Origin of the sequence: Kribbella sp. NPDC048928 (genome assembly GCF_043197975.1) — a bacterium.
Classification (GTDB): domain Bacteria; phylum Actinomycetota; class Actinomycetes; order Propionibacteriales; family Kribbellaceae; genus Kribbella.
Genome location: NZ_JBICUC010000001.1, coordinates 888,551 through 907,729, shown reverse-complemented (window position 1 = coordinate 907,729; position 19,179 = coordinate 888,551). Strand labels below are relative to the sequence as shown.

22 protein-coding genes are annotated in these 19,179 nt (G+C 69.2%); 17 read left to right on the top strand and 5 right to left on the bottom strand.

Annotated elements, in window-relative coordinates; genetic code table 11:
• Positions 1-26: 26 nt before the first annotated feature.
• Positions 27-779: an MIP/aquaporin family protein gene (locus ACGFI6_RS04330; RefSeq protein WP_393115184.1), complete on the bottom strand. Its 753-nt coding sequence runs from the start codon at positions 777-779 to the stop codon at positions 27-29.
• Positions 780-911: 132 nt separating this feature from the next.
• Here ACGFI6_RS04330 and ACGFI6_RS04325 point away from each other — a divergent pair, with 132 nt between their 5' ends.
• From ACGFI6_RS04325 to ACGFI6_RS04310, 4 genes are all read left to right on the top strand, one after another.
• Entirely contained in the window at positions 912-1,670 is a 759-nt protein-coding gene (locus tag ACGFI6_RS04325; protein ID WP_393115183.1) for an IclR family transcriptional regulator, read from the top strand.
• A 97-nt stretch (positions 1,671-1,767) separates the two neighbouring features.
• Entirely contained in the window at positions 1,768-3,441 is a 1,674-nt protein-coding gene (locus tag ACGFI6_RS04320; RefSeq protein WP_393115182.1) for a dihydroxyacetone kinase family protein, read from the top strand.
• Between the two features lie 106 nt (positions 3,442-3,547).
• Positions 3,548-5,092, top strand: coding sequence for a fibronectin type III domain-containing protein (locus tag ACGFI6_RS04315; protein ID WP_393115181.1), 1,545 nt, complete (start codon positions 3,548-3,550; stop codon positions 5,090-5,092).
• A gap of 158 nt (positions 5,093-5,250) precedes the next feature.
• Positions 5,251-6,486, top strand: a complete 1,236-nt coding sequence (locus ACGFI6_RS04310; protein WP_393115179.1) for an MFS transporter — start codon at positions 5,251-5,253, stop codon at positions 6,484-6,486.
• Here the strand turns inward: ACGFI6_RS04310 and ACGFI6_RS04305 are convergent.
• Positions 6,483-7,505 carry a YdcF family protein gene (locus ACGFI6_RS04305; protein WP_393115178.1) on the bottom strand — a complete coding sequence of 341 codons (1,023 nt, stop codon included), beginning with the start codon at positions 7,503-7,505 and terminating at the stop codon, positions 6,483-6,485. The two genes, ACGFI6_RS04310 and ACGFI6_RS04305, sit on opposite strands and share 4 nt — an antisense overlap.
• A gap of 85 nt (positions 7,506-7,590) precedes the next feature.
• Between ACGFI6_RS04305 and ACGFI6_RS04300 the strand changes: the two genes are divergently transcribed.
• On the top strand, positions 7,591-8,826 hold the full coding sequence (locus ACGFI6_RS04300; RefSeq protein WP_393115177.1) for a D-arabinono-1,4-lactone oxidase: 1,236 nt from the start codon (positions 7,591-7,593) through the stop codon (positions 8,824-8,826).
• Positions 8,827-8,921: 95 nt separating this feature from the next.
• On the opposite strand, the gene ACGFI6_RS04295 is transcribed toward ACGFI6_RS04300, so the two are convergent.
• Entirely contained in the window at positions 8,922-10,211 is a 1,290-nt protein-coding gene (locus ACGFI6_RS04295; RefSeq protein WP_393115751.1) for a nicotinate phosphoribosyltransferase, read from the bottom strand.
• Positions 10,212-10,305: 94 nt separating this feature from the next.
• Here ACGFI6_RS04295 and clpS point away from each other — a divergent pair, with 94 nt between their 5' ends.
• From clpS to ACGFI6_RS04270, 5 genes are all read left to right on the top strand, one after another.
• Entirely contained in the window at positions 10,306-10,593 is a 288-nt protein-coding gene (gene clpS, locus ACGFI6_RS04290; protein ID WP_393115176.1) for an ATP-dependent Clp protease adapter ClpS, read from the top strand.
• Entirely contained in the window at positions 10,590-11,144 is a 555-nt protein-coding gene (locus ACGFI6_RS04285) for a DUF2017 domain-containing protein (RefSeq protein ID WP_393115175.1), read from the top strand. Before clpS ends, ACGFI6_RS04285 begins: the two co-directional genes overlap by 4 nt.
• A 70-nt stretch (positions 11,145-11,214) precedes the next feature.
• The gene (locus ACGFI6_RS04280) at positions 11,215-11,544 is read left to right on the top strand and encodes a hypothetical protein (protein WP_393115174.1); all 330 of its coding nucleotides are present in this window, start codon (positions 11,215-11,217) and stop codon (positions 11,542-11,544) included.
• Positions 11,534-12,142 (top strand): carboxymuconolactone decarboxylase family protein, encoded by a 609-nt coding sequence (locus ACGFI6_RS04275; protein ID WP_393115173.1) that lies wholly within the window; start codon positions 11,534-11,536, stop codon positions 12,140-12,142. Before ACGFI6_RS04280 ends, ACGFI6_RS04275 begins: the two co-directional genes overlap by 11 nt.
• Positions 12,143-12,282: 140 nt before the next feature.
• Complete coding sequence (locus tag ACGFI6_RS04270) at positions 12,283-13,260, top strand: aldo/keto reductase (RefSeq protein WP_393115172.1); 978 nt, start codon at positions 12,283-12,285, stop codon at positions 13,258-13,260.
• Here the strand turns inward: ACGFI6_RS04270 and ACGFI6_RS04265 are convergent, their stop codons facing one another.
• On the bottom strand, positions 13,261-13,833 hold the full coding sequence (locus ACGFI6_RS04265) for a TetR/AcrR family transcriptional regulator (RefSeq protein WP_393115171.1): 573 nt from the start codon (positions 13,831-13,833) through the stop codon (positions 13,261-13,263).
• A 51-nt stretch (positions 13,834-13,884) separates the two neighbouring features.
• Here ACGFI6_RS04265 and ACGFI6_RS04260 point away from each other — a divergent pair, with 51 nt between their 5' ends.
• From ACGFI6_RS04260 to ACGFI6_RS04245, 4 genes are all read left to right on the top strand, one after another.
• On the top strand, positions 13,885-14,295 hold the full coding sequence (locus ACGFI6_RS04260) for a nuclear transport factor 2 family protein (RefSeq protein WP_393115170.1): 411 nt from the start codon (positions 13,885-13,887) through the stop codon (positions 14,293-14,295).
• Between the two features lie 70 nt (positions 14,296-14,365).
• Positions 14,366-14,824 carry a Mov34/MPN/PAD-1 family protein gene (locus tag ACGFI6_RS04255; protein WP_393115169.1) on the top strand — a complete coding sequence of 153 codons (459 nt, stop codon included), beginning with the start codon at positions 14,366-14,368 and terminating at the stop codon, positions 14,822-14,824.
• A 1-nt stretch (position 14,825) separates the two neighbouring features.
• Positions 14,826-15,110, top strand: a complete 285-nt coding sequence (locus tag ACGFI6_RS04250; protein WP_393115167.1) for a MoaD/ThiS family protein — start codon at positions 14,826-14,828, stop codon at positions 15,108-15,110.
• On the top strand, positions 15,110-16,057 hold the full coding sequence (locus ACGFI6_RS04245) for a PLP-dependent cysteine synthase family protein (protein WP_393115166.1): 948 nt from the start codon (positions 15,110-15,112) through the stop codon (positions 16,055-16,057). The genes ACGFI6_RS04250 and ACGFI6_RS04245 overlap by 1 nt, the downstream gene beginning before the upstream one ends.
• A gap of 54 nt (positions 16,058-16,111) precedes the next feature.
• Here ACGFI6_RS04245 and ACGFI6_RS04240 read toward each other — a convergent pair whose 3' ends face one another.
• A complete protein-coding gene (locus ACGFI6_RS04240; protein WP_393115164.1) occupies positions 16,112-16,468 on the bottom strand; it encodes a hypothetical protein in 357 nt (118 codons plus the stop codon).
• A 168-nt stretch (positions 16,469-16,636) separates the two neighbouring features.
• Between ACGFI6_RS04240 and murI the strand changes: the two genes are divergently transcribed.
• From murI to ACGFI6_RS04225, 3 genes are read left to right on the top strand one after another with little or no spacing between them, the layout of a single operon-like run.
• Positions 16,637-17,440 (top strand): glutamate racemase, encoded by an 804-nt coding sequence (murI, locus tag ACGFI6_RS04235; protein WP_393115163.1) that lies wholly within the window; start codon positions 16,637-16,639, stop codon positions 17,438-17,440.
• 54 nt (positions 17,441-17,494) lie between these two features.
• Positions 17,495-18,241 (top strand): MBL fold metallo-hydrolase, encoded by a 747-nt coding sequence (locus ACGFI6_RS04230; protein WP_393115162.1) that lies wholly within the window; start codon positions 17,495-17,497, stop codon positions 18,239-18,241.
• Positions 18,222-19,067, top strand: coding sequence for an alpha/beta fold hydrolase (locus ACGFI6_RS04225; protein WP_393115160.1), 846 nt, complete (start codon positions 18,222-18,224; stop codon positions 19,065-19,067). Before ACGFI6_RS04230 ends, ACGFI6_RS04225 begins: the two co-directional genes overlap by 20 nt.
• Positions 19,068-19,179 lie beyond the last annotated feature (112 nt).

Below are 19,179 nucleotides of genomic sequence, written 5' to 3'. Positions count from 1 at the left end.
CGGCGCGGTGATCGACTGGGTCACGGTCACCCTTCCCCTGCCCGAACGGCTGCGGGCAGTACGACGCGCTCGTCGGTACTGCGCGAGAGCGCGAGGAACGTGAACCCGGCCAACACGCCTGCGCTCAACTCGGCCAGCAGGTAGACGGGCAGCTGGCTGAACTGGACATGGCCGCCCGCGAACTGCTGGACCAGCATCGGACCGACCGTACGGGCGGGATTCACCGAGGCGCCGGTGGCGGGAGCGACCGGGATGATGACCGCGAAGACCACCAGGCCGATCGCGAGCCCGGCGAAGCCCGCCGCGGCCTTGCGGTGCGTCGCGCCGAAGACCGTCAGTACCAGGATGAAGGTCCCGACGAACTCGGCCGTGAAGGCCTGCACGTTCCCGACGCCCGGTCCGTACGCGGCGACGCCGAGCCCGACGTCGCTGGCCTTGGACCCGAGGACGCCGAGGATCGCGACGGCGCCGAGCAGTGCACCGCACAGTTGCGCCGCCAGGTAGGCCGGAACGCGCGACCAGGGGAACTTGCCCGCCGCCGCGAGGCCGACGGTGACGGCGGGGTTGATGTGGTTGCCGGAGATCGGACCGAGCGCGTAGACCGTCGCCACCACGGCGGCGGCGAACGCGAACGAGATCACCCCGAGGTCGGCCATCGTGAACGGTGCGGCGCCGTTGGTCATCAGCGTCGCAGGCACCGCGCCGACACCGACGAACACCAGGATCGCCGTGCCGAGCACCTCAGCGGCGAGCCGCTGCGGCAGGTTGTTGTCGTCCATGGAAGTCCCTCCAGGGTGCGCCCCGAGGCGAAGATGTTTCCGAAGAACGTTCGACATTATCGAACGTAGGTCGGAAGTTACGCCTGTGGTTCACTGATGTAAAGGGTTGTTCGCTCAGCAGAGGGGTTGTCGATGATCCAGTCCGTCGATCGGGCTGTCCGGATCCTGGGAGCGTTGCAGGGTGCGCGCCGGCTGAGCCTGTCCGAGCTCTCGGCCCGGCTCGACCTGCCGCCGTCGACGACGCACGGGATCCTCAAGACCCTGCAGGCGCACGGCATGGTGCTGCAGGACCGTGACTCGAACCGCTATCAGCTCGGCCCCGCGGTGCTGAAGCTCGGCAACGTCTACCTGGACACGCTCGAGCTGCGATCGCGGGCGGTCACCTGGTCCGAGGAGCTCGCCCGGCGCAGCGGTCATGCCGTACGGACCGGCGTGCTGACGTACGACGAAGTGGTGATCATCCACCACGAGCCGCGGCCGGACGGCAGCCGGCAGATGCCCGAGGTCGGGATCGTGATCCCGGCGCACGCGAGCGCACTGGGCAAGGCGATGCTCGCGTTCCTGCCCGAGCAGGCCGACGAACTGCTCGCGGGGGAGACCCTGCGCAGCATGACGTCCGAGACCGTGGTCGATCCGAGCCTGCTGCGCAAGCAGCTCGACGACGTGGCGCGGGACGCGCTGGCGACCGAGCAGGAGGAGGCGGTGCTCGGCGAGGCAGGGGTTGCCGCGCCGATCTTCGACGCGTCCGGACTGGCGGTCGGTGCCATCGGCATCGTTCTGCCGTCGGTCGACTGGGCACAGGCGGACGCGACCTTCACAGCCGTCCGTGAGGCGGCCCGCAACATCTCCCGCGAACTCGGCGCCGCCCACTGGCCGGTCCAGCCGCGCTGAACCTCCTCCTCTTTACAGCCGGATGAACCGCGGCCTATGCTCCGAAACTCATTCGACATTATCGAATGATATTCGAAGCAGCGAGGAGTGGTCCGACGTGAAGAAGCTCATCAACGATCCGGCTGAAGTCGTCCCCGAGATGCTGCAGGGTTTCGTCCTGACCAACCCGGGCGTCACGCTGCTCGAGGACGGCGTCGTCGTCCGCGCCGATCACGCCGACCTGAGCCGGCGCGGCCAGGTGGCGCTGGTGTCCGGCGGCGGGGCTGGCCACGAGCCGGCGCATGCCGGGTACGTCGGCCCGGGCATGCTGACCGCCGCGGTGGCGGGTGACGTCTTCACCTCGCCGTCCGTGGACGCGGTCCTGACGGCGATCCGTGCGGTCGGCGGCTCCGGTGGCGTACTGCTGATCGTGAAGAACTACACCGGCGACCGCCTGAACTTCGGGCTCGCGGCGGAGATCGCGCGGACCGAGGGACTCGAGGTCGAGTTGGTCGTGGTCGCCGACGACGCCGCGCTCGCCGCGGACGGCGGCAACGCGGGCCGCCGGGGTCTCGCCGGAACCGTGCTCGTGCACAAGGTCGCCGGTGCCGCGGCCGAGGCGGGTCTTCCGCTCGCCGAGGTGAAGCGCGAAGCGATCGCTGCGGCTGAGTCCATCGCGACGATGGGCGTGGCGCTGTCCGCCTGTACCGTTCCCGCGGCCGGGCGGCCCGGCCTGGAACTCGCCGCGAACCAGATCGAGTGGGGCCTCGGCATCCACGGCGAACCGGGCATCGAGCGGGGCGAGCTTCGTCCGGCCGACGAGGTCATCGAGACGCTGCTCGCGCGCCTGATCGCGGACCTCCGGATCGCGGCCGGCGAGCGCGTCGTGTTGCTGGTCAACAATCTGGGCGGTACGCCGACGATGGAGCTCGGCATCATCGCCGGCCGCGCGGTCGGCTACCTGGCCGAGCAGGGCATCAACCTCGAACGCGCCTGGGTCGGCACCTTCCTGACTGCGCTGGAGATGGCTGGATGCTCGTTGTCCCTCGCGCGGGTCGATGACGAGCTGCTGACTCGCCTGGATGCGCCGACGCAGACGATCGCGTGGCCGGCCGCCCACATCGGTCGTGTTGCCCAAGGCATCTCGGTGCACCGCCAGCAGGAGATCGTTGCCGCAAGCACCGTTCGGCTCGACGAGGATTCCGTACTCTGGCGGACCGTCGAGGCGATCTGCGAACAGCTCGTCGCTGCGGAGCAGGAGCTGACCGATCTCGACCAGCTCGTCGGCGACGGCGACCTGGGCATCAGCCTCGCCCGCGGCGCGCGGGCGATCCGCAACGACAAGGCACAGTACGACGGAACCGACGACGTCACGGTGCTCCGTGGGATCGCCGGCACCGTACGGCGGGTTGTCGGGGGTACGTCGGGACCGTTGTACGCGGCACTGATCCTCCGGATGGCCGCGACACTGAACGCCGGAGAGCCGTGGCCGCTGGCGTTCGAGGCGGGCGTCGACGCGATCGCCGAACTCGGTGGTGCCAAGGTCGGCGATCGGACCATGCTGGACGCGCTGGTGCCGGCCGCGACGGCGTTGCGTACGGGGAGACTGGCCGATGCGCTGGCCGCAGCGCGCGTGGGGACCGAGAGTACGGCTGACATCCAGGCCGCGCGTGGACGGTCGAGCTACCTCGGTGATCGGGTGCTCGGCGTCGTCGATCCTGGCGCCCGGGCGGTCGTCCTCCAACTCGAAGCGATCCGCGCGGCGCTCGAGGCCCCCGCTCCGGTGAACTGAGCCGGTTGCCGGCCGTCCTGTGCTGACAGTTATGGTTTGACGGCGCATTGTCACCAAATCATGGGGTCGGCATCTTCCGCCGGAGCGGACCCTTGGGGGTTCGCTCATGAAGAAGGCCGTCCTAGCCGTTGTCACCGCGGGCGCTGTCGCCGCCGCGGCGCTGGTTCCTTCGGGGCCGTCCGTGCAGGCTGCCGTACAGTCTGCCGCGGCGCACAGTGCGCCGCGGGGTTTCGGGTCCGCGCTGTCGTCGGTGCAGCAGACGTCCTGGCAGACGAACGCGAGCGTGAACGCGGTCGCCGTCGCCGGGAACCTGGTGTTCGCGGGCGGCCTGTTCACGCGGGTCCGCCCGCCCGGCAAGGCCCGGGGCGTTTCGGACGCTCCGCGGAAGTACTTCGCGGTCTTCGACCGGACCACCGGCGTACCGACGCGGTTCGCGCCGAGCGTCAACGGGCCGGTGTGGAGCGTCGCCGCATCTCCGGACGGCCGCCGGGTCGTGATCGGTGGCGACTTCACCGCTGTCGACGGTCTGGCCCGGTCGCGGGTGGCGATGTTCGACGTTGCCACCGGCAAGCTTGTGGTCGGCTGGGACCCGGCGGTGAACTACCGCGTCGCGGCGCTGAAGGTCACTGGCAGCACGGTCTACCTCGGCGGCTCGTTCGGCACGGTCGACAGGGTCGCGCGCAGCCGGGTCGCCGCCGTCGCCCTGAGCACCGGGGCGCTGCTCCCGTGGAACCCCGCCGCGGATGACGACGTGCACGCGATCGAGGTGTCCACCGATGGGTCTCGCGTCTTCGTCGGTGGCGGCTTCAGCCACATCGGCGGCCGCGCCTCGCACGCACTCGCGATGCTGAATCCGGCCAGTGGTGCGGCGTACGCGATGCCGGCCGCGGCCGCGATCCCGGCTCTCACGCCGGACTGCGACAGCCGGGTGAAGGACCTGGAAGTCCAGGGAAACAAGGTGTTCGCGGCCAATGCGGGCTCCGGCATCGGGTGCTACGACGGAGTGCTCGCCGCGGACACGAAGACCGGCAAGCTGATCTGGCAGAGCCACTGTCTGGGAGCCACCGAGGCGATCGTGGCGATCGGCAACTGGCTGTACAAGGGATCGCACGCGCACGACTGCAGCGCGGACGGCGAGTTCCCCGACAAGACCGGCATGCATCACCTGCTCGTCTACAGCGCGATCACCGGCAAGCTCGGCCCATGGTTCCCGAACACCGACGCCGGCGGCACGACACTGGTCGGCCCGCTCGGGTTCGCCTCCGGCGGCAACGACCTCTGGGCGGGCGGCGACTTCACCGAGGTGAACGGCGTGCCGCAGGAGGGCCTGACGCGCTTCACCAACCTTCCAGGTGGTGCCGCACCGGCTCGCCCGGCCGTACCGAAGGTCGCGAGCGCCCGGCCGAACAAGGTGACGATCGCGTTCCCCACCGTGCTCGACCGCGACAACCTCACCCTCACCTACCTGCTCTACCGCGGCACCACCCGAATCGGCACCTGGACCCGAACCTCAAACTCCTGGACCAAGCCCTACGTCACGTCGGTCACCGACGCAGGCCTGACGACCGGCGGCACAGTGTCCTACCACCTCGAGGTAAGTGACGGCCGCAACCTCCAGAAGAGCCCAGCAGCATCCGTGAAGGTCCGCTGAGAAATCTGGTGCGAGTCGCGGGTGCGGCGGTTAGGCTGACCGCCGAATCGAGTCTTGAGGAGTTGGGGATGCCCGGTCGACCGGGCGCGCGCTGACTGAGCTGTCATCGCGTGCCGCCTGCAGAGTGACAAGCGGCGCCTCCCCCTGCCCTGGGGCCGGTGTGCCCTGGGCTCGACTCCCGGGACTTCTTCGTGTCGCTGTGGACGCATCGTGATTTCCGGTGGCTCTGGATCGGCCAGACCACCTCTCAACTCGCAAGCTTCGCCGGTCAGGTGACTCTGCCGCTGGTCGCGGTTACCACGCTCGGCACCGGCGCCGCGCAACTCGGCGTACTGCGTGCCGTCGAGCAGGCTCCGATCCTGCTGTTCTCGCTCGCGGTCGGCGTTCTCGTCGATCGCCTGCGGTTCCGTACGGTGCTGGTCGCGGCCGACCTCGGACGGGCGGTCGTGCTGGCGTCCGTACCGCTGGGGGTCGCGCTCGGCCTGCCGTTCCTGTACGTCGTGGCCTTCGTCGCCGGCACCTTCACCGTGTGCTTCGACGTCGCATCGATGGCATCGCTGCCGCAGCTGGTCGAACGCGATCAGATTGCCCAGGGCAACAGCATGCTCGAGACCACCCGGTCCGCGGCGCAGATTTGTGGTCCGGCCGTCGGTGGTGCGCTCGTGTCGTTGCTGAGCGCCCCTATCGCGGTCCTTGCCGGGGCGGTGCTGTTCGCAGGGTCCAGTCTGTCCGTCAGCCGGATCCGCAGTCGGGCGAGTACGCCGGTGGCGCAACATGGCGTACTGCGACAGATCGGTGAAGGACTGCGCGTGGTTGTAAGGGATGCGTCGTTGCGGGCGATCGCGGCCGCGACCTGTGCGTACCAGTTCTCGTTCACCGCGCTGACGACCGTGTACCTGCTGTTCCTGAGCCGGACGCTCGGGCTGCCGGGCGCGGTGATCGGCCTGGTGATGGCGTCCTTCGGGCCCGGTGTGCTGGTCGGGTCGCTGCTGTCCGCATGGTTGCCGAGGCGGTTCGGGTACGGCCGGGTGGTCGTGTTCGCAGCGCTCGTCTCGGACCTCGTCATGCTCGTCACCTCCACGCTCCATGGACCAGGTCCGCTCACGATCGCCGCACTGATCACGATCAATGTGCTGTACGGCGCCTTGAGTCAATCGGTCGACGTCGCGATCGTGGCGATCCGGCAGCTCGTCACTCCGCTGCGGGTACAGGGGCGAGTGGTTGCCACCATCAACTTCCTCGGCCTGGGCCTGACCCCGATCGGTGCGTTGCTGGGGGGAGCGGCCGCAGGTGCCTTCGGCATCCGTACGGCATTGCTCGCCGCAACCGCGGGCCTGTTCCTGTCCCCGTTGTGCCTGACCAGCCTCAGCCGCAGCCTGACCGGCCGGGTCTAGAGGTTCGGGATGATTGAGACAGCGGCGATGGCCAGGCAGATGGCGCCGTTGAGGTACGGGTGACTGGCGAGGATCGCGACGAACTCGCGGATCGTTGCCGTCGGCCAGTAGTAGCGGGCCGTCGGCGAGCCGATCACCTGGCCGTTGACCTTGGCCTTGCGGGCGGTCAGCGCGGCGCGGAACGCGTGGAAATTGTTCGTCACGATCAGACAGCGGTACTTCGGCCGCAGCTCGACCATCAGGTCCCGGCTGAACGTCAGGTTCTCCCAGGTCGTCGTCGACTTGTCCTCACGGAGGATCTGGTCGTCGGGGACGCCGTGCTCGACCAGGTACGCCGCCATCGCGTGCGACTCGGGTAGGTCCTCGCCGGGGCCCTGCCCGCCGGAGGTGACGATGAGCGGCGAGCGGCCCTTGCGGAGTGCCCGTTCGTACACCTGCCGCGCCCGGTCCAGGCGGCTGGCCAGCAGCGGCGGGACCCGGGAACCGATTACGCCGGAACCGAGGACGACAACAAAGTCGACCTTCCGGGACGACCGGACCCGGCTGTAGACGAACGCGTACACGAGGAAGCAGAGGAACAGGAACGAGATGTAGGTGAGGATGCCGAGCAGTACCGACCGGAGCACCGCCAGCGGCTGCCAGCCGATCGTCTGCACCAGCACGCTGAAGATGACGAAGCCGATGATCCCGAGGCCGGCCAGCAGCGACAGCAGGTTGGACAGCCGGCGGCGCTCCCGGCGCAGCATCGTGACGCCGTTGATCACCAGGAACACCGCGAGCACCGCGATCGCCACCGGGATCGCGACCAGGATCGCGACCACCAGGAACCGGCCGGCGTCCTGATTGATCGCCGCGACCGTGAAGACCAGCCCGAGGCCCGCGAACATCAGCGTGAGCACCAGGAAGATCGCGTTCTTGAACAGGCGCCGGTCGTGCAGGAAGCCGACGCCGAAGATCAGGAACCAGAAGGCGGCAATACCGAAACAGATGAGCATCGCGCGCCATCCAACACCAGCCACCGGCCACCTGCCGGACGCCGGGCCGTCGGAGATCAGAATGTGCGACAGTTCGATGCGGAACGGGATCCGGCGGAAGGGGCACGGAATGACCACGAACTGGGCGGGCAACGTCGAGTTTGCGAGCGAGCTGCAGCGGCCGCAGACGGTCGAGGAGCTGCAGGAGGTGGTCGCCGGCGCCGAGAAGGTACGCGTGCTCGGCACCGGGCACTCGTTCAACCGGATCGCCGACAGCGCCGGCGCACTGGTCAGCGTGCAGAGCCTGCCGAAGGTCGTCGACGTCGGCGAGCCCGGTGCGCAGAGTGTGACGGTCTCGGCCGGTCTCCGGTACGGCGAGGTGACGGCTGCCCTGCAGGCGCAGGGACTCGCGCTGCACAACCTCGGGTCGCTGCCGCACATCTCGGTCGCCGGCGCCTGCGCGACCGGAACGCACGGCTCGGGCGACAAGAACAGCACGCTGGCCTCCGCGGTCAGTGCGATCACCTTCGTCGACGCGGCCGGCGGGCTCGTCACGCTGACCCGCGACGACCCGGACTTCGGCGGGTCGGTCGTCTCGCTCGGTGCGCTCGGCATCGCCGTCAGCCTGACCCTCGACGTACAGCCGACGTACCAGATCAGTCAGGTCGTGTACGACGGGTTGCCGGTGGACCGTCTGCGGTCGGACTTCACCGGCGTGATGGGCAGCGCGTACAGCGTGAGTGCGTTCACCGACTGGGTGGACCCGGACGTGATGGTGTGGCGCAAGCGCCGCGAGCTGACCACGCCCGACCCGGAGTGGCTGGGCGCGAAGCTCGCGGACGGTCCGCGGCACCCGATCAAGGTGATGCCGGCCGACTACGCGACCCAGCAGGGCGGGGTGCCTGGACCGTGGAACGAGCGGCTGCCGCACTTCCGGCTGGAGTTCACGCCGAGCAACGGGGACGAGCTGCAGTCGGAGTACTTCGTACCGCGCGAACGGGCTGCGGAGGCGATCGACGTACTGCGCGGTCTGGGGGAGACGTTCGCACCGGTGATCCAGGTGTCGGAGGTCCGGACGATCGCCGCCGACGACCAATGGCTGAGCCCGAGCCAGGGCCGCGACACGGTTGCCCTGCACTTCACCTGGATCCAGGACGAGTCCGCGGTCCGGCCGGTCGTCGCGGAGCTGGAGGAACGGCTCGCGCCGTTGGACGTCCGTCCGCACTGGGGCAAGGTGTTCGCCGCCGACGCGGCGACGCTGGCCGAGCGCTACCCGAAGGTCAAGGACTTCATCGCGCTCGCCACCAAGTACGACCCGGCCGGCAAGTTCCGCAACCCCTACCTCGACACGTTCCTGCCGCGCTAACGACAGGAGGTAGTGGCCTCACCTCCGCCGCGTCGCGCTCAGCCCGGCCCGCCGGGCGCCGGAAAGGCGGACTACCTCCTGTCGTTAGAAGCCACTCAGGCGTGGCTGCGGGCGCGGAAGGGGTTGCGGCCGTCGTAGTCGCCGACGTACTCGGTGGGGATCGCGGGCTCGCCGCGGCTCAGCTGGTTCGCGGAGCGGGGGAGCTCGTAGCGGACCTTCTCGTGGTGCGTCTGCGACTCCTCCGGCGTCGTCCGGCCGACGACCTTGCCGGCCTCGACCAGTGACTTGAGCAGCATCCGGTCGTCGCCGTCGTCGACCGGCTGCTCGCCGACGCCGATCAGCTCGACCTCCGCGACACCGGCCGCGGACCGCCGGCGCAGCGCCCACTTCCGGCCGCCGATCGAGATCTTGTCCGGGCTCTTCTTCGCCACCGGTTGCAGGGTGCCGCCGGCGTCCTCGCGCGCGACCAGCTTGTACACGAAGCCGCAGGTCGGGTAGCCGGAGCCGGTGACCAGCGACGTACCTACGCCGTAGCCGTCGACCGGCGCCGGGGCGAGCGCGGCGATCTGGTACTCGTCGAGGTCGCTGGTGACGATGATCCGGGTCTTGGTCGCGCCCAGCGTGTCCAGCTGCTCGCGCACCTGCCCGGCCAGCGACGGGAGGTCGCCCGAGTCCAGCCGGACCGCGCCGAGCTCCGGACCGGTCAGCTCGATCGCGGTGCGTACCGCCTCCGCGACGTCGTAGGTGTCGACGAGCAGCGTGGTGCCCTTGCCGAGCGCGTCGATCTGCGAGCGGAACGCGTCGCGCTCGCGGTCGTGCAGCAGTGTGAACGAGTGCGCTGCCGTTCCAGTGCTGGGGATGCCGAACCGGCGGGCGGCCTCCAGGTTCGACGTGGCGGTGAAGCCCGCGATGTAGGCCGCCAGCGCCGCGGCGACCGCCGCCTCCTCCTGGGTGCGCCGCGAACCCATCTCGATACAGGGCCGCCCACCGGCCCACCAGGTCATCCGGGACGCCGCCGAGGCGACCGCGGAGTCGTGGTTCAGGATCGACAAGAAAACGGTTTCCAGCAGCACCGCCTCGGCGAACGAGGACTCCACCACGAGCACCGGCGATCCCGGGAAGAAGATCTCGCCGTCGGCGTAACCGGAGATGTCGCCGGAGAACCGGTAGTTCGCGAGCCAGTCCCGGGTAGCCTGGTCGACGATGCCGCGGTCGGCCAGGAAGGCGATCGTCTGCTCGTCGAACCGGAACTGCTCGAGCGCGTCCAGCAGCCGGTTGACACCGGCGACCACGCCGTACCGGCGGCCGTCGGGCAGCCGGCGGGCGAACAGCTCGAACACCGAGCGGCGCTCCGCCGTGCCGTCGGCGAGCGCGGCCTGCAGCATGGTCAGCTCGTAGTGGTCCGTGAGAAGTGCCGTCGAGTGGGTCACGAGCCAAGCCTATTGTGAGACCGGAGCCGATGATGGAGAGAATGGTCAGGTGAGCACCGCACCGAGCGAGCTGGAGAGCCCTGAGGTCGACGAGGCGATCGAGCTGAGCCCACCCTGGGTGACCATCGTCTGGAACGATCCGGTCAACCTGATGGACTACGTGACGTTCGTCTTCCAGACCTACTTCGGCTACTCCAAGCAGAAGTCCGAGAAGCTGATGATGCAGGTGCACGCCGAGGGCAAATCGGCGGTGTCGAACGGGAACCGGGAAGCGATGGAACGCGACGTGGAAGCGATGCACTCCTACGGCCTGTGGGCCACCTGCGAGAAGTCGTGACGCGGTTCCGTAAGCGCCGTAAGACCGTCGTCGTCAGTTTCGCAGAGCACGAGGCGGACATCTTGGCGAACCTGCTCAGGAACCTCGTCGAGCTGCTGTACGACGGGCTGCCGCCGCGCACCACGACGCCCGTGGACCCGCTCGAGGCGCTGCTCAGCGACAACGACGGCCCGACGTCCCCGCCCGAGGACGTCGTACTGCAGCGGCTGCTGCCGGACGCGTACAAGACCGACGACGTGGCGTCGGGGGAGTTCCGGCGGTTCACCGAGCGCGGCCTGCGCGACGGGAAGGTCAACGACGCGAAGCGGGTGCTGTCCGCGCTCGAGGAGTCCGGCGCCGACGAGATCGCGCTGGAGCCCGACGAGCAGCTGTCCTGGCTGCGCGCCCTCAACGACCTCCGCCTGGCGATCGGCACCCGTCTCGACATCAAGGACGAGGACGACTACAGCACCTGGGAGAAACTTCCCGACGACGACCCCCGCCGCCTCACCTACGACCTCTACGACTGGCTCGGCTACCTGCAGTCCGCCCTCCTCCACAACATGCGCTGACCTGTCGGATCCGGGGCGGCGCCGTTCGTCAGCAGTAGGGGGCCCGATCTGAACAGGAGATGTGGACGCCATGGTGGCTGACGGAAAACGAGCGGTGTACCGCGCGCTGGAGGACCGCGTTGTCCACGGCGCGGGGACAGCGTCTGCGGCGCTGCGGGCGGACGCGTTCGCCAACGAGCGACTGGCGCCGCCGGTGAGCGTGCTGATCGGCAAGGTGGCGGACGAGCCGGCCTCGGTCACGCAGGGGGATCTGCGGGCCGTCACGGCGGCCGGGTTGAGCGAGGACGAGGTCTTCGAGTTGGTGGTCTGCGCCGCGGTCGGCAGTTCGGCGCGGATGTACGACCGCGGGCTGGCGGCCTTGGCCGAGGCGATCGACGAGGGCGGTCGCGATGCGTCTTGACATCCTCAACCGGGGCTACAGCCGCGGGACCAAGGTGCTGTTCGGCGTCGTCCGGCTGTTCTCCGGGCAGCCGCTGCCGGACGCGGCGAAGATCGTCTTCTACCGGCCGGACTTCTACGGCGAGCACGCGAAGACCTTTACCCAGCAGGCGATGCGCGGACCGTCCGCCTGGTCGGTGGCGGACCGGGAACTGATGGCGGCGTACGTCTCCAAGGTCAACGAATGCACGTTCTGCATCGGCGCACACACCGCGACCGCGGCGCAGGCGTCCGGCGACGAGTCCCGGGTGGCCGCGGTCCTGAACGACCTCGACTCGGCACCCGTCGAGGAGCCCCTGCGCGCCACCCTCCGGGTCCTCGGCCGACTGACCCGCTCCGGATCGGTCGACGCGGACGCCATGCGCCGGGCCCTGGATGCCGGAGCCACGCCCGATCAGCTCACGGACGCGCTCGCCGTCGCCGCCGCGTTCAACACCACGAACCGGTTGGCCGATGCCTTCGGCTTCGAGATCCTCGACCCGAAGGGCTTCGCGGCCGGCGCGAAGTACCTGCTCAAGCGCGGCTACGGCGGCCGAAGCGCCGCAGGTACCGCCGATTAGGGTGTGTCTCCTAGTCCGGCGCCGTAGCGAGGAGGCGCTCGGTGCGGTGCATCGTGGCCTTTGCGCCCGTGCGGCGAGGTGCCGTGCCGAGTGCCCCGCAGTAGGCGCGGGACTAGGAGACACACCCTAGGGTTGCGGGTATGGAGACGCGGCGGCTCGGGCGTACCGGGCGAGATGTTGGTGTGGTTGGGCTCGGGGCTTGGCAGCTCGGGGCTGACTGGGGCTCGGTGGACGAGAGCGACGCGGTCGCGGTGTTGCGGGCCGCGATCGACGGTGGGGTGACCTTCATCGATACCGCGGACGTGTACGGCGACGGGCGCAGCGAGCGGCTGGTCGGTGAGGTGCTCAAGTCCGCTGAGGGTCTGACCGTGGCGACGAAGATGGGGCGCCGCGTCGAGCAGGTCCCGGAGAACTACACGGCGGCGAACTTCCGCGCCTGGAACGACCGCTCCCGGCGCAACCTCGGCGTCGACACGATCGACCTGGTGCAGCTGCACTGCCCGCCGACACCGGTGTACTCCAACGACGAGGTCTTCGACGCGCTCGACACCCTCGTCGACGAGGGCCGGATCGCCTCGTACGGCGTGAGCGTCGAAACCTGCGCGGAGGCGCTGACCGCGATTGCCCGGCCGAACGTCGCGTCGGTGCAGATCATCCTGAACGCGTTCCGCCTGAAGCCGCTCGACGAGGTCCTTCCCGCCGCGCAGGCCGCCGGCGTCGGCATCATCGCCCGCGTCCCGCTGGCGAGCGGGCTGCTGTCGGGCAAATACGACGAGAACACCACGTTCGGGCCCGACGACCACCGGACGTACAACCGCCACGGCGAGGCCTTCGACGTCGGTGAGACCTTCGCGGGCGTCGAGTTCGGCACCGGTCTGGAAGCAGTACGCCGCCTCGCCCCGGCCGTCCCCGCCGGCGCCACCATGGCCCAGTTCGCCCTTCGCTGGATCCTCGACCAGCCCGGCGTCTCGGTCGTCATCCCGGGTGCGCGCAATCCACAACAGGTAGCCGGCAACCTCGTGGCCGCCACCTTCAGCCCCCTCACCGAGGACCAGTTGGCCATCGTGCAGGCGACGTACGACGAGCTGATCAGGCCGCAGGTCCACGACCGCTGGTAGTCAGCGCGCGTAGCCGTCCCGGATCAGCTCAAGAAGCGTCTGAAGTTGACCACCTGTGCGACCGGTCAGGGCGATGCCGCTCACCAGAGCGAGCAGGTCCGTGGTCGTCAGCTCGGCCCGGACTGCTCCGGCCGCCCGGGCCCGGTCGAGCAGGCGTTCGGCGGCGCTGTGCATCGTGGCGTGCCAGCTCGCGAACTGCGCACCACGATCGCGACCGGGCTCGTCCGGGACGGCCTGCGCGAGCTCGCGTTTGGTGGCGACGTGATCCGCGAAATCCCGTAGCCATTCGCTGAGCGCGCGGTCCGGGTCGTCGTCGGCGGCGAGCTCCTGGCTGCGGCGTTCCAGCCCGGCGACCTCGTCGGCGTACACCGCGACGAGCAGGTCGGCGCGGGTGGGGAAGTGCCGGTAGAGGGTCGCGTTGGCGACGCCGGCGGTCTTCGCGATCTCGTCCAGCGGTACGTCCGGCCCGCGCTCGTCGAACAGCCGGCCGGCGGTGACGAGCATCGCCGCGCGGTTGCGTTCGGCGTCGGCGCGGCGTCGCCGGGCGGGCCGCGGCTGGTTTTCCGGGGACATCCCCGTTAGTGTAGCGGGACTAACCGGGGAACTCCGCGGAAAGGATCCGGCATGCTCACCGCCGACGACAAATGGGCCATCGGGGAGACGCTGGCGCTGCACGGGCACCTGTTCGACGAGGGCGAGCTCGAGCGCCTGGACGAGCTGTTCACCGATGACGTGATGTACGACGTCAGCGCGCTCGGGTCCGACGTACTGGTCGGGATCGACGCGGTCCGGGATGCCGCGCTCCAGCTCGGCGCCGGCAATCCGCTCGCGCACCTGGTGACGAACGTGGTGATCACCGAGCTGGACGACGACACAGCGACGGTGCGCTCGAAAGGCATCGCCGTCCTGGCCGACCGCGGCTCCGTTACCGCAACGTACGTGGACACCGTCCGCCGCGGCCCGAACGGCTGGCGGCTCGCCCACCGCGAGATCGTCCCGCGCCGGATCCCGCTCGGCGGCCGGACCGCCGGCTGACGCCGTCCCAGCATCCGGACGCAGAGTGCTGTCGCGAGGGTGCGGCGGTTCGGGCCTCTACCGTGGAGTTGTGCTGGTCATCGAGAAGGCGACGTACGACGCGATCGTGGCGCATGCCCGCAAGGACCATCCGGACGAGGCGTGCGGGGTCGTGGCGGGAGCCGAGGGGTCGGACCGGGCGACGCGGTTCGTGCCGATGCTGAACGCGGCGATGTCGCCGACGTTCTACGAGTTCGACTCCGGTGACCTGTTCCGGCTCTACAAGGAGATGGACTCCCGCGACGAGGAGCCGGTGGTGATCTACCACTCGCACACCGCCACCGAGGCGTACCCGTCGCGTACCGACATCAACCTCGCGCAGGAGCCGGGCGCCCACTACGTGCTGGTGTCGACGCGTGACGGCGCGGACTCCGCGGCGTACGACGGACCGGTCGAGTTCCGCTCGTACCTGATCGTCGACGGCGAGGTCACGGAAGAAGAAGTACGCGTGGTTGGTTCCTATACGGAAACTCTTGAAGGAGAAGACTGAGATGGCGATCGAGCTGCGCGTGCCGACGATCCTGCGCACCTACACCGGTGGGGCGAAGGCGGTCACCGGCGACGGCACCGACCTGGCCGGGTTCATCGATGATGTGAACGGCAACCACCCGGGTCTCAAGGAGCGGATCGTGGAGGGCGAGCCGGAGGAGCTGCGCCGATTCGTGAACGTCTACGTCAACGACGAGGACGTCCGGTTCACCGGCGGGCTGAAGACCGAGGTGAAGGACGGCGACGTCGTGGTGGTCCTGCCCGCGGTCGCCGGCGGCTCCATCTGATGCGTTTCGACAACCTTCTCGACTCGGTCGGCGGTACGCCGCTGGTCGGGCTGCCGAAGCTCTCGCCGGCGCCGGACGTACGGCTCTGGGCGAAGCTCGAGGACCACAACCCGACCGGCTCGATCAAGGACCGGGCCGCGCTGCGGATGCTGCTGGACGCCGAGAAGGACGGCCGGCTGCGCCCGGGCAACACGATCCTCGAGCCGACGTCGGGCAACACCGGCATCTCGCTCGCGATGGCGGCCAAGCTGCGCGGGTACCGGATGGTCTGCGTGCTGCCGGAGAACACCTCCGAGGAGCGTCGCCAGATCCTGCGGATGTGGGGCGTCGAGATCATCTCGTCGCCGGCCGCTGGTGGGTCCAACGAAGCGGTCCGGGTCGCCAAGCAGGTCGCGGAGGAGCACCCGGACTGGGTGATGCTCTACCAGTACGGCAACCCGTCGAACGCGCTTGCGCACTACGACGGCACCGCGCGGGAGATCCTCGACGACCTCCCGTCGGTCACGCACTTCGTTGCCGGCCTCGGCACGACCGGCACGCTGATGGGCGCCGGGCGGTTCTTCCGCGAGCACAAGCCGGAGGTGAAGATCGTCGCCGCCGAGCCGCGGTACGGCGAGCTCGTCTACGGCCTGCGCAACCTGGACGAGGGCTTCGTACCGGAGTTGTACGACGCGACGCTGATCGACGCGCGGTTCTCGGTCGGGCCGCGGGATGCGGTCCGCCGGGTCCGGGAACTGCTCGACAACGAGGGCATCTTCGCCGGCATCTCGAGCGGCGCGATCCTGCACGCCGCGCTCGGTCAGGCGGCGAAGTGTGTGCGCGACCGCGAGCCCGCGGACATCGCGTTCGTGGTCGCGGACGGCGGCTGGAAGTACCTGTCGACCGGCGCCTACGAAGGCACGATCGACGAAGCCGAGGACCGCCTCGAGGGCCAGCTCTGGGCGTGAGCCGGCCGCCGATTGTTGCCGTAGGCACCTAAAGGATCAGGTCAGCTCCGGACACTAGGGTTGTTTGAAGAAGACCTTGCGGCCCAGTCGGGGTTGGATCCCGCGGCCCTTGCAGCTGTTGCACGGGCGTTGGGCGTAGCTGAACAGGCTGCCGTGGTGCCGGCCGGCACCTTTGCATCGGTTGCACTTCGCATTCGGGTGCAGGGACAGCGAGACGACGTACAGCGCGAACGCCGCCATCAGGAGCAGCAGCAGCATGCCGAGCGGGCCGATGGCCGTCACGACGTCTGCGGCTGTGCTCGTGTTCGGGTCCGTGGCCTGGTTGGCCGCCTGTCCTGCGGCGGCGACGTGATCAGGCTGTGGAGTTGGTGCGGTGCCCAGTACCACCGCGATGTGGAGCGCCAAGTTCATGGCATCACGAGGGGCGGTCGAACAAACATCGCTCCAGAGTGGCGTGCATCACGCGAAAAGGCAATTCCATAACGTAAAGATGTGGACAACCTCGGCGTGTCGGTTCGAACGCTTAGGTAAGGCTGTACTTGGGATCTGCCCGTCGCCGGACCTGTATAAGCTCTTCTCGTGGCTGACGCACCGGTGGGGATCTTCGACTCAGGCTTCGGGGGACTCACCGTCGCCCGCGCGGTTCTCGATCAGTTGCCGCACGAGCCGATCCTGTACCTCGGCGACACCGCCCGGCAGCCGTACGGGCCGAAGCCGATCGCCGAGGTGCGTGAGTACGCGCTGGAGTGCCTCGACCATCTCGTCGACGCCGGCGTGAAGATGGTCGTGATCGCGTGCAACTCGGCGAGCGCCGCGATGCTGCGCGACGCCCGCGAGCGCTACGACGTGCCGGTGGTCGAGGTGATCCTGCCGGCCGCGCGCCGCGCGGTTGCCGCGACGCGCAACCAGCGGGTCGGCGTGATCTGCACGCAGGCGACGGCTCAATCGCTTGCTTACGAGGACGGCTTCACCGCCGCGCCGCAGGTCGAGCTGTTCACCCGCGCGTGCCCGAAGTTCGTGGACTTCGTGGAGTCGGGGGTGACATCCGGGCCGGAGTTGCTGGAGGCCGCGCACGAGTACCTCGGCCCGCTGGTCGAGGCCGGCGTCGACACGTTGATCCTCGGCTGTACGCACTATCCGTTGCTCACCGGTGTCATCTCGTACGTGATGGGCGACAACGTCACGCTGGTCAGCAGCGCGGAGGAGTGCGCGAAGGACGTGTACTCCGTCCTCACCAAGTCGTACCTGCTGCGCCCCGACCACCTGCCGGCGCCGGAGCACCGCTTCGTCACCACGGGCAACCCGGCGGAGTTCGCGGCGATCGGCTCGCGCTTCCTCGGCCCCGCCCTCGGAGTTGTCGACCAGTTCGCCTGGGTCCGCTGACATGTGACCCGTGTCGCACCCATAACGTTGTTCGAGGCACCTAGGGTCAAGAGTATGAAGCTCACCGTGATCGGTTGCTCCGGGTCCGTCCCCGGGCCGGACTCGGCCGCCTCGAGCTATCTGGTCACCGCCGACGGGTTCAATCTGGTTCTGGACCTCGGCAGTGGCGCGCTCGGTTCGCTCCAGCGGCACCTCGCCGTCCCGGAGATCGGGGCGATCGGCCTGTCCCACCTGCATCCTGACCACTGCATGGATCTGTGCGGGTTGTACGTCGCGGCGCGTTACGGGCCCGGGGCACCGATCCCGCGGATCCCCGTGTTCGGTCCGCCCGGTACGTCCGAGCGGATGGCGCTGGCCTACGACCTGCCGCTGGATCCGGGGATGGAGGAGGAGCTGGAATTCCATGCCTGGCAGGAGGTTCAGCAGGTCGGGCCGTTCACGATCCGTACCGCACCGATGGTGCACCCGGTGCCGGCGTACGCGATCCGGGTCGAGCGCGGCGACAAGTCACTGGTCTACACCGGCGACACCGGGCCGAACGACGCGCTCGTCGAGCTGGCGCGCGGCGCCGACGTACTGCTCTCCGAAGCGGCGTTGCCGGACGGCGAACCGGATAATCCGATTGACCTGCACCTGTCGCCGTCAGATGCTGGCGAGCATGCCAAGAAGGCCAATGTGAAGCGCCTCGTCATCACGCACGTCCCGCCGTGGTACGACCGCGTGACCCAGGCCGAGCACGCCCGTCGTACCTTCTCCGGACCCGTCGAGATCGCCACCCCGCATGCCGTTTTCGACATCTGACGGCGTCCGGTTGTGGACCGCAACCACCGGTAAGGCGACCGCGCTGCCGGCGGTCGTGATCCTGCACGGCGGGCCGGGGCTGTGGGACGACTACGCCGTCCTCGCGGAGATGCTGGACGACCTCACGGTCGTGCACCGCTTCGACCAACGCGGCTGCGGCCGGTCCGGGCCGTCGGAGCTGCAGTCGATGCAGCGATCGGCGCAGGACATCGACGAGCTCCGACAGTACTGGGGGCACGAGCGGATCGTTGTCATCGGCCACTCGTTCGGCGCCTCGCTCGCACTGGAGTACGCGGGCCGGTACGGCGACCACACAGCCGGGCTCGTCTACCTGGACGGCGTCGGCATCGGTGACTGGCACGAGCCGGCCCGCTTGGAGCAGGAACGCCGCATGACTCCGGAGCAGCGCGACCGGCTGGAGAACCTGTCCGGCCGGAAGCGCACCGCGTCCGAGGAGACCGAGTTCCGGGTCCTGTCGTGGTTCACCGACTACGCGGACTCCGAGCGCGCGATGGAGTGGGCGTACGCGACCGCGTCCGTCGACCTGCCGATCAACTTCGCCGCCAACAACGCGCTCACCGCGGACATGCGGAGCCGGCCGGACAGCTACCTGTCCGGTCTCGCAGCAGGCCTCGAATGCCCGGTCACGTTCATCCACGGCGAAGGCGATCCACGGCCGGTCTCCGCCGTACGGGACCTCGCCGCCCACACCCCGAACCACACCTTCGAGCTGATCCCGGCCGCCGGCCACTCACCCTGGCTGGAAGAACCAGCTCTGGTACGGGGCGTACTACGACGCATCGTCTCAGGCAAAGAAGGCCCGTAAAGACTGAGCGACCTCGGTGGGACCGCCGTCGTTCGTCGGGCCGGAGTGGTCGAGCTTCGGGATGATGGTCCGGGCCGAGTGCGGCAGTAGCCGCCCGCGGGCCGCGGCCTGC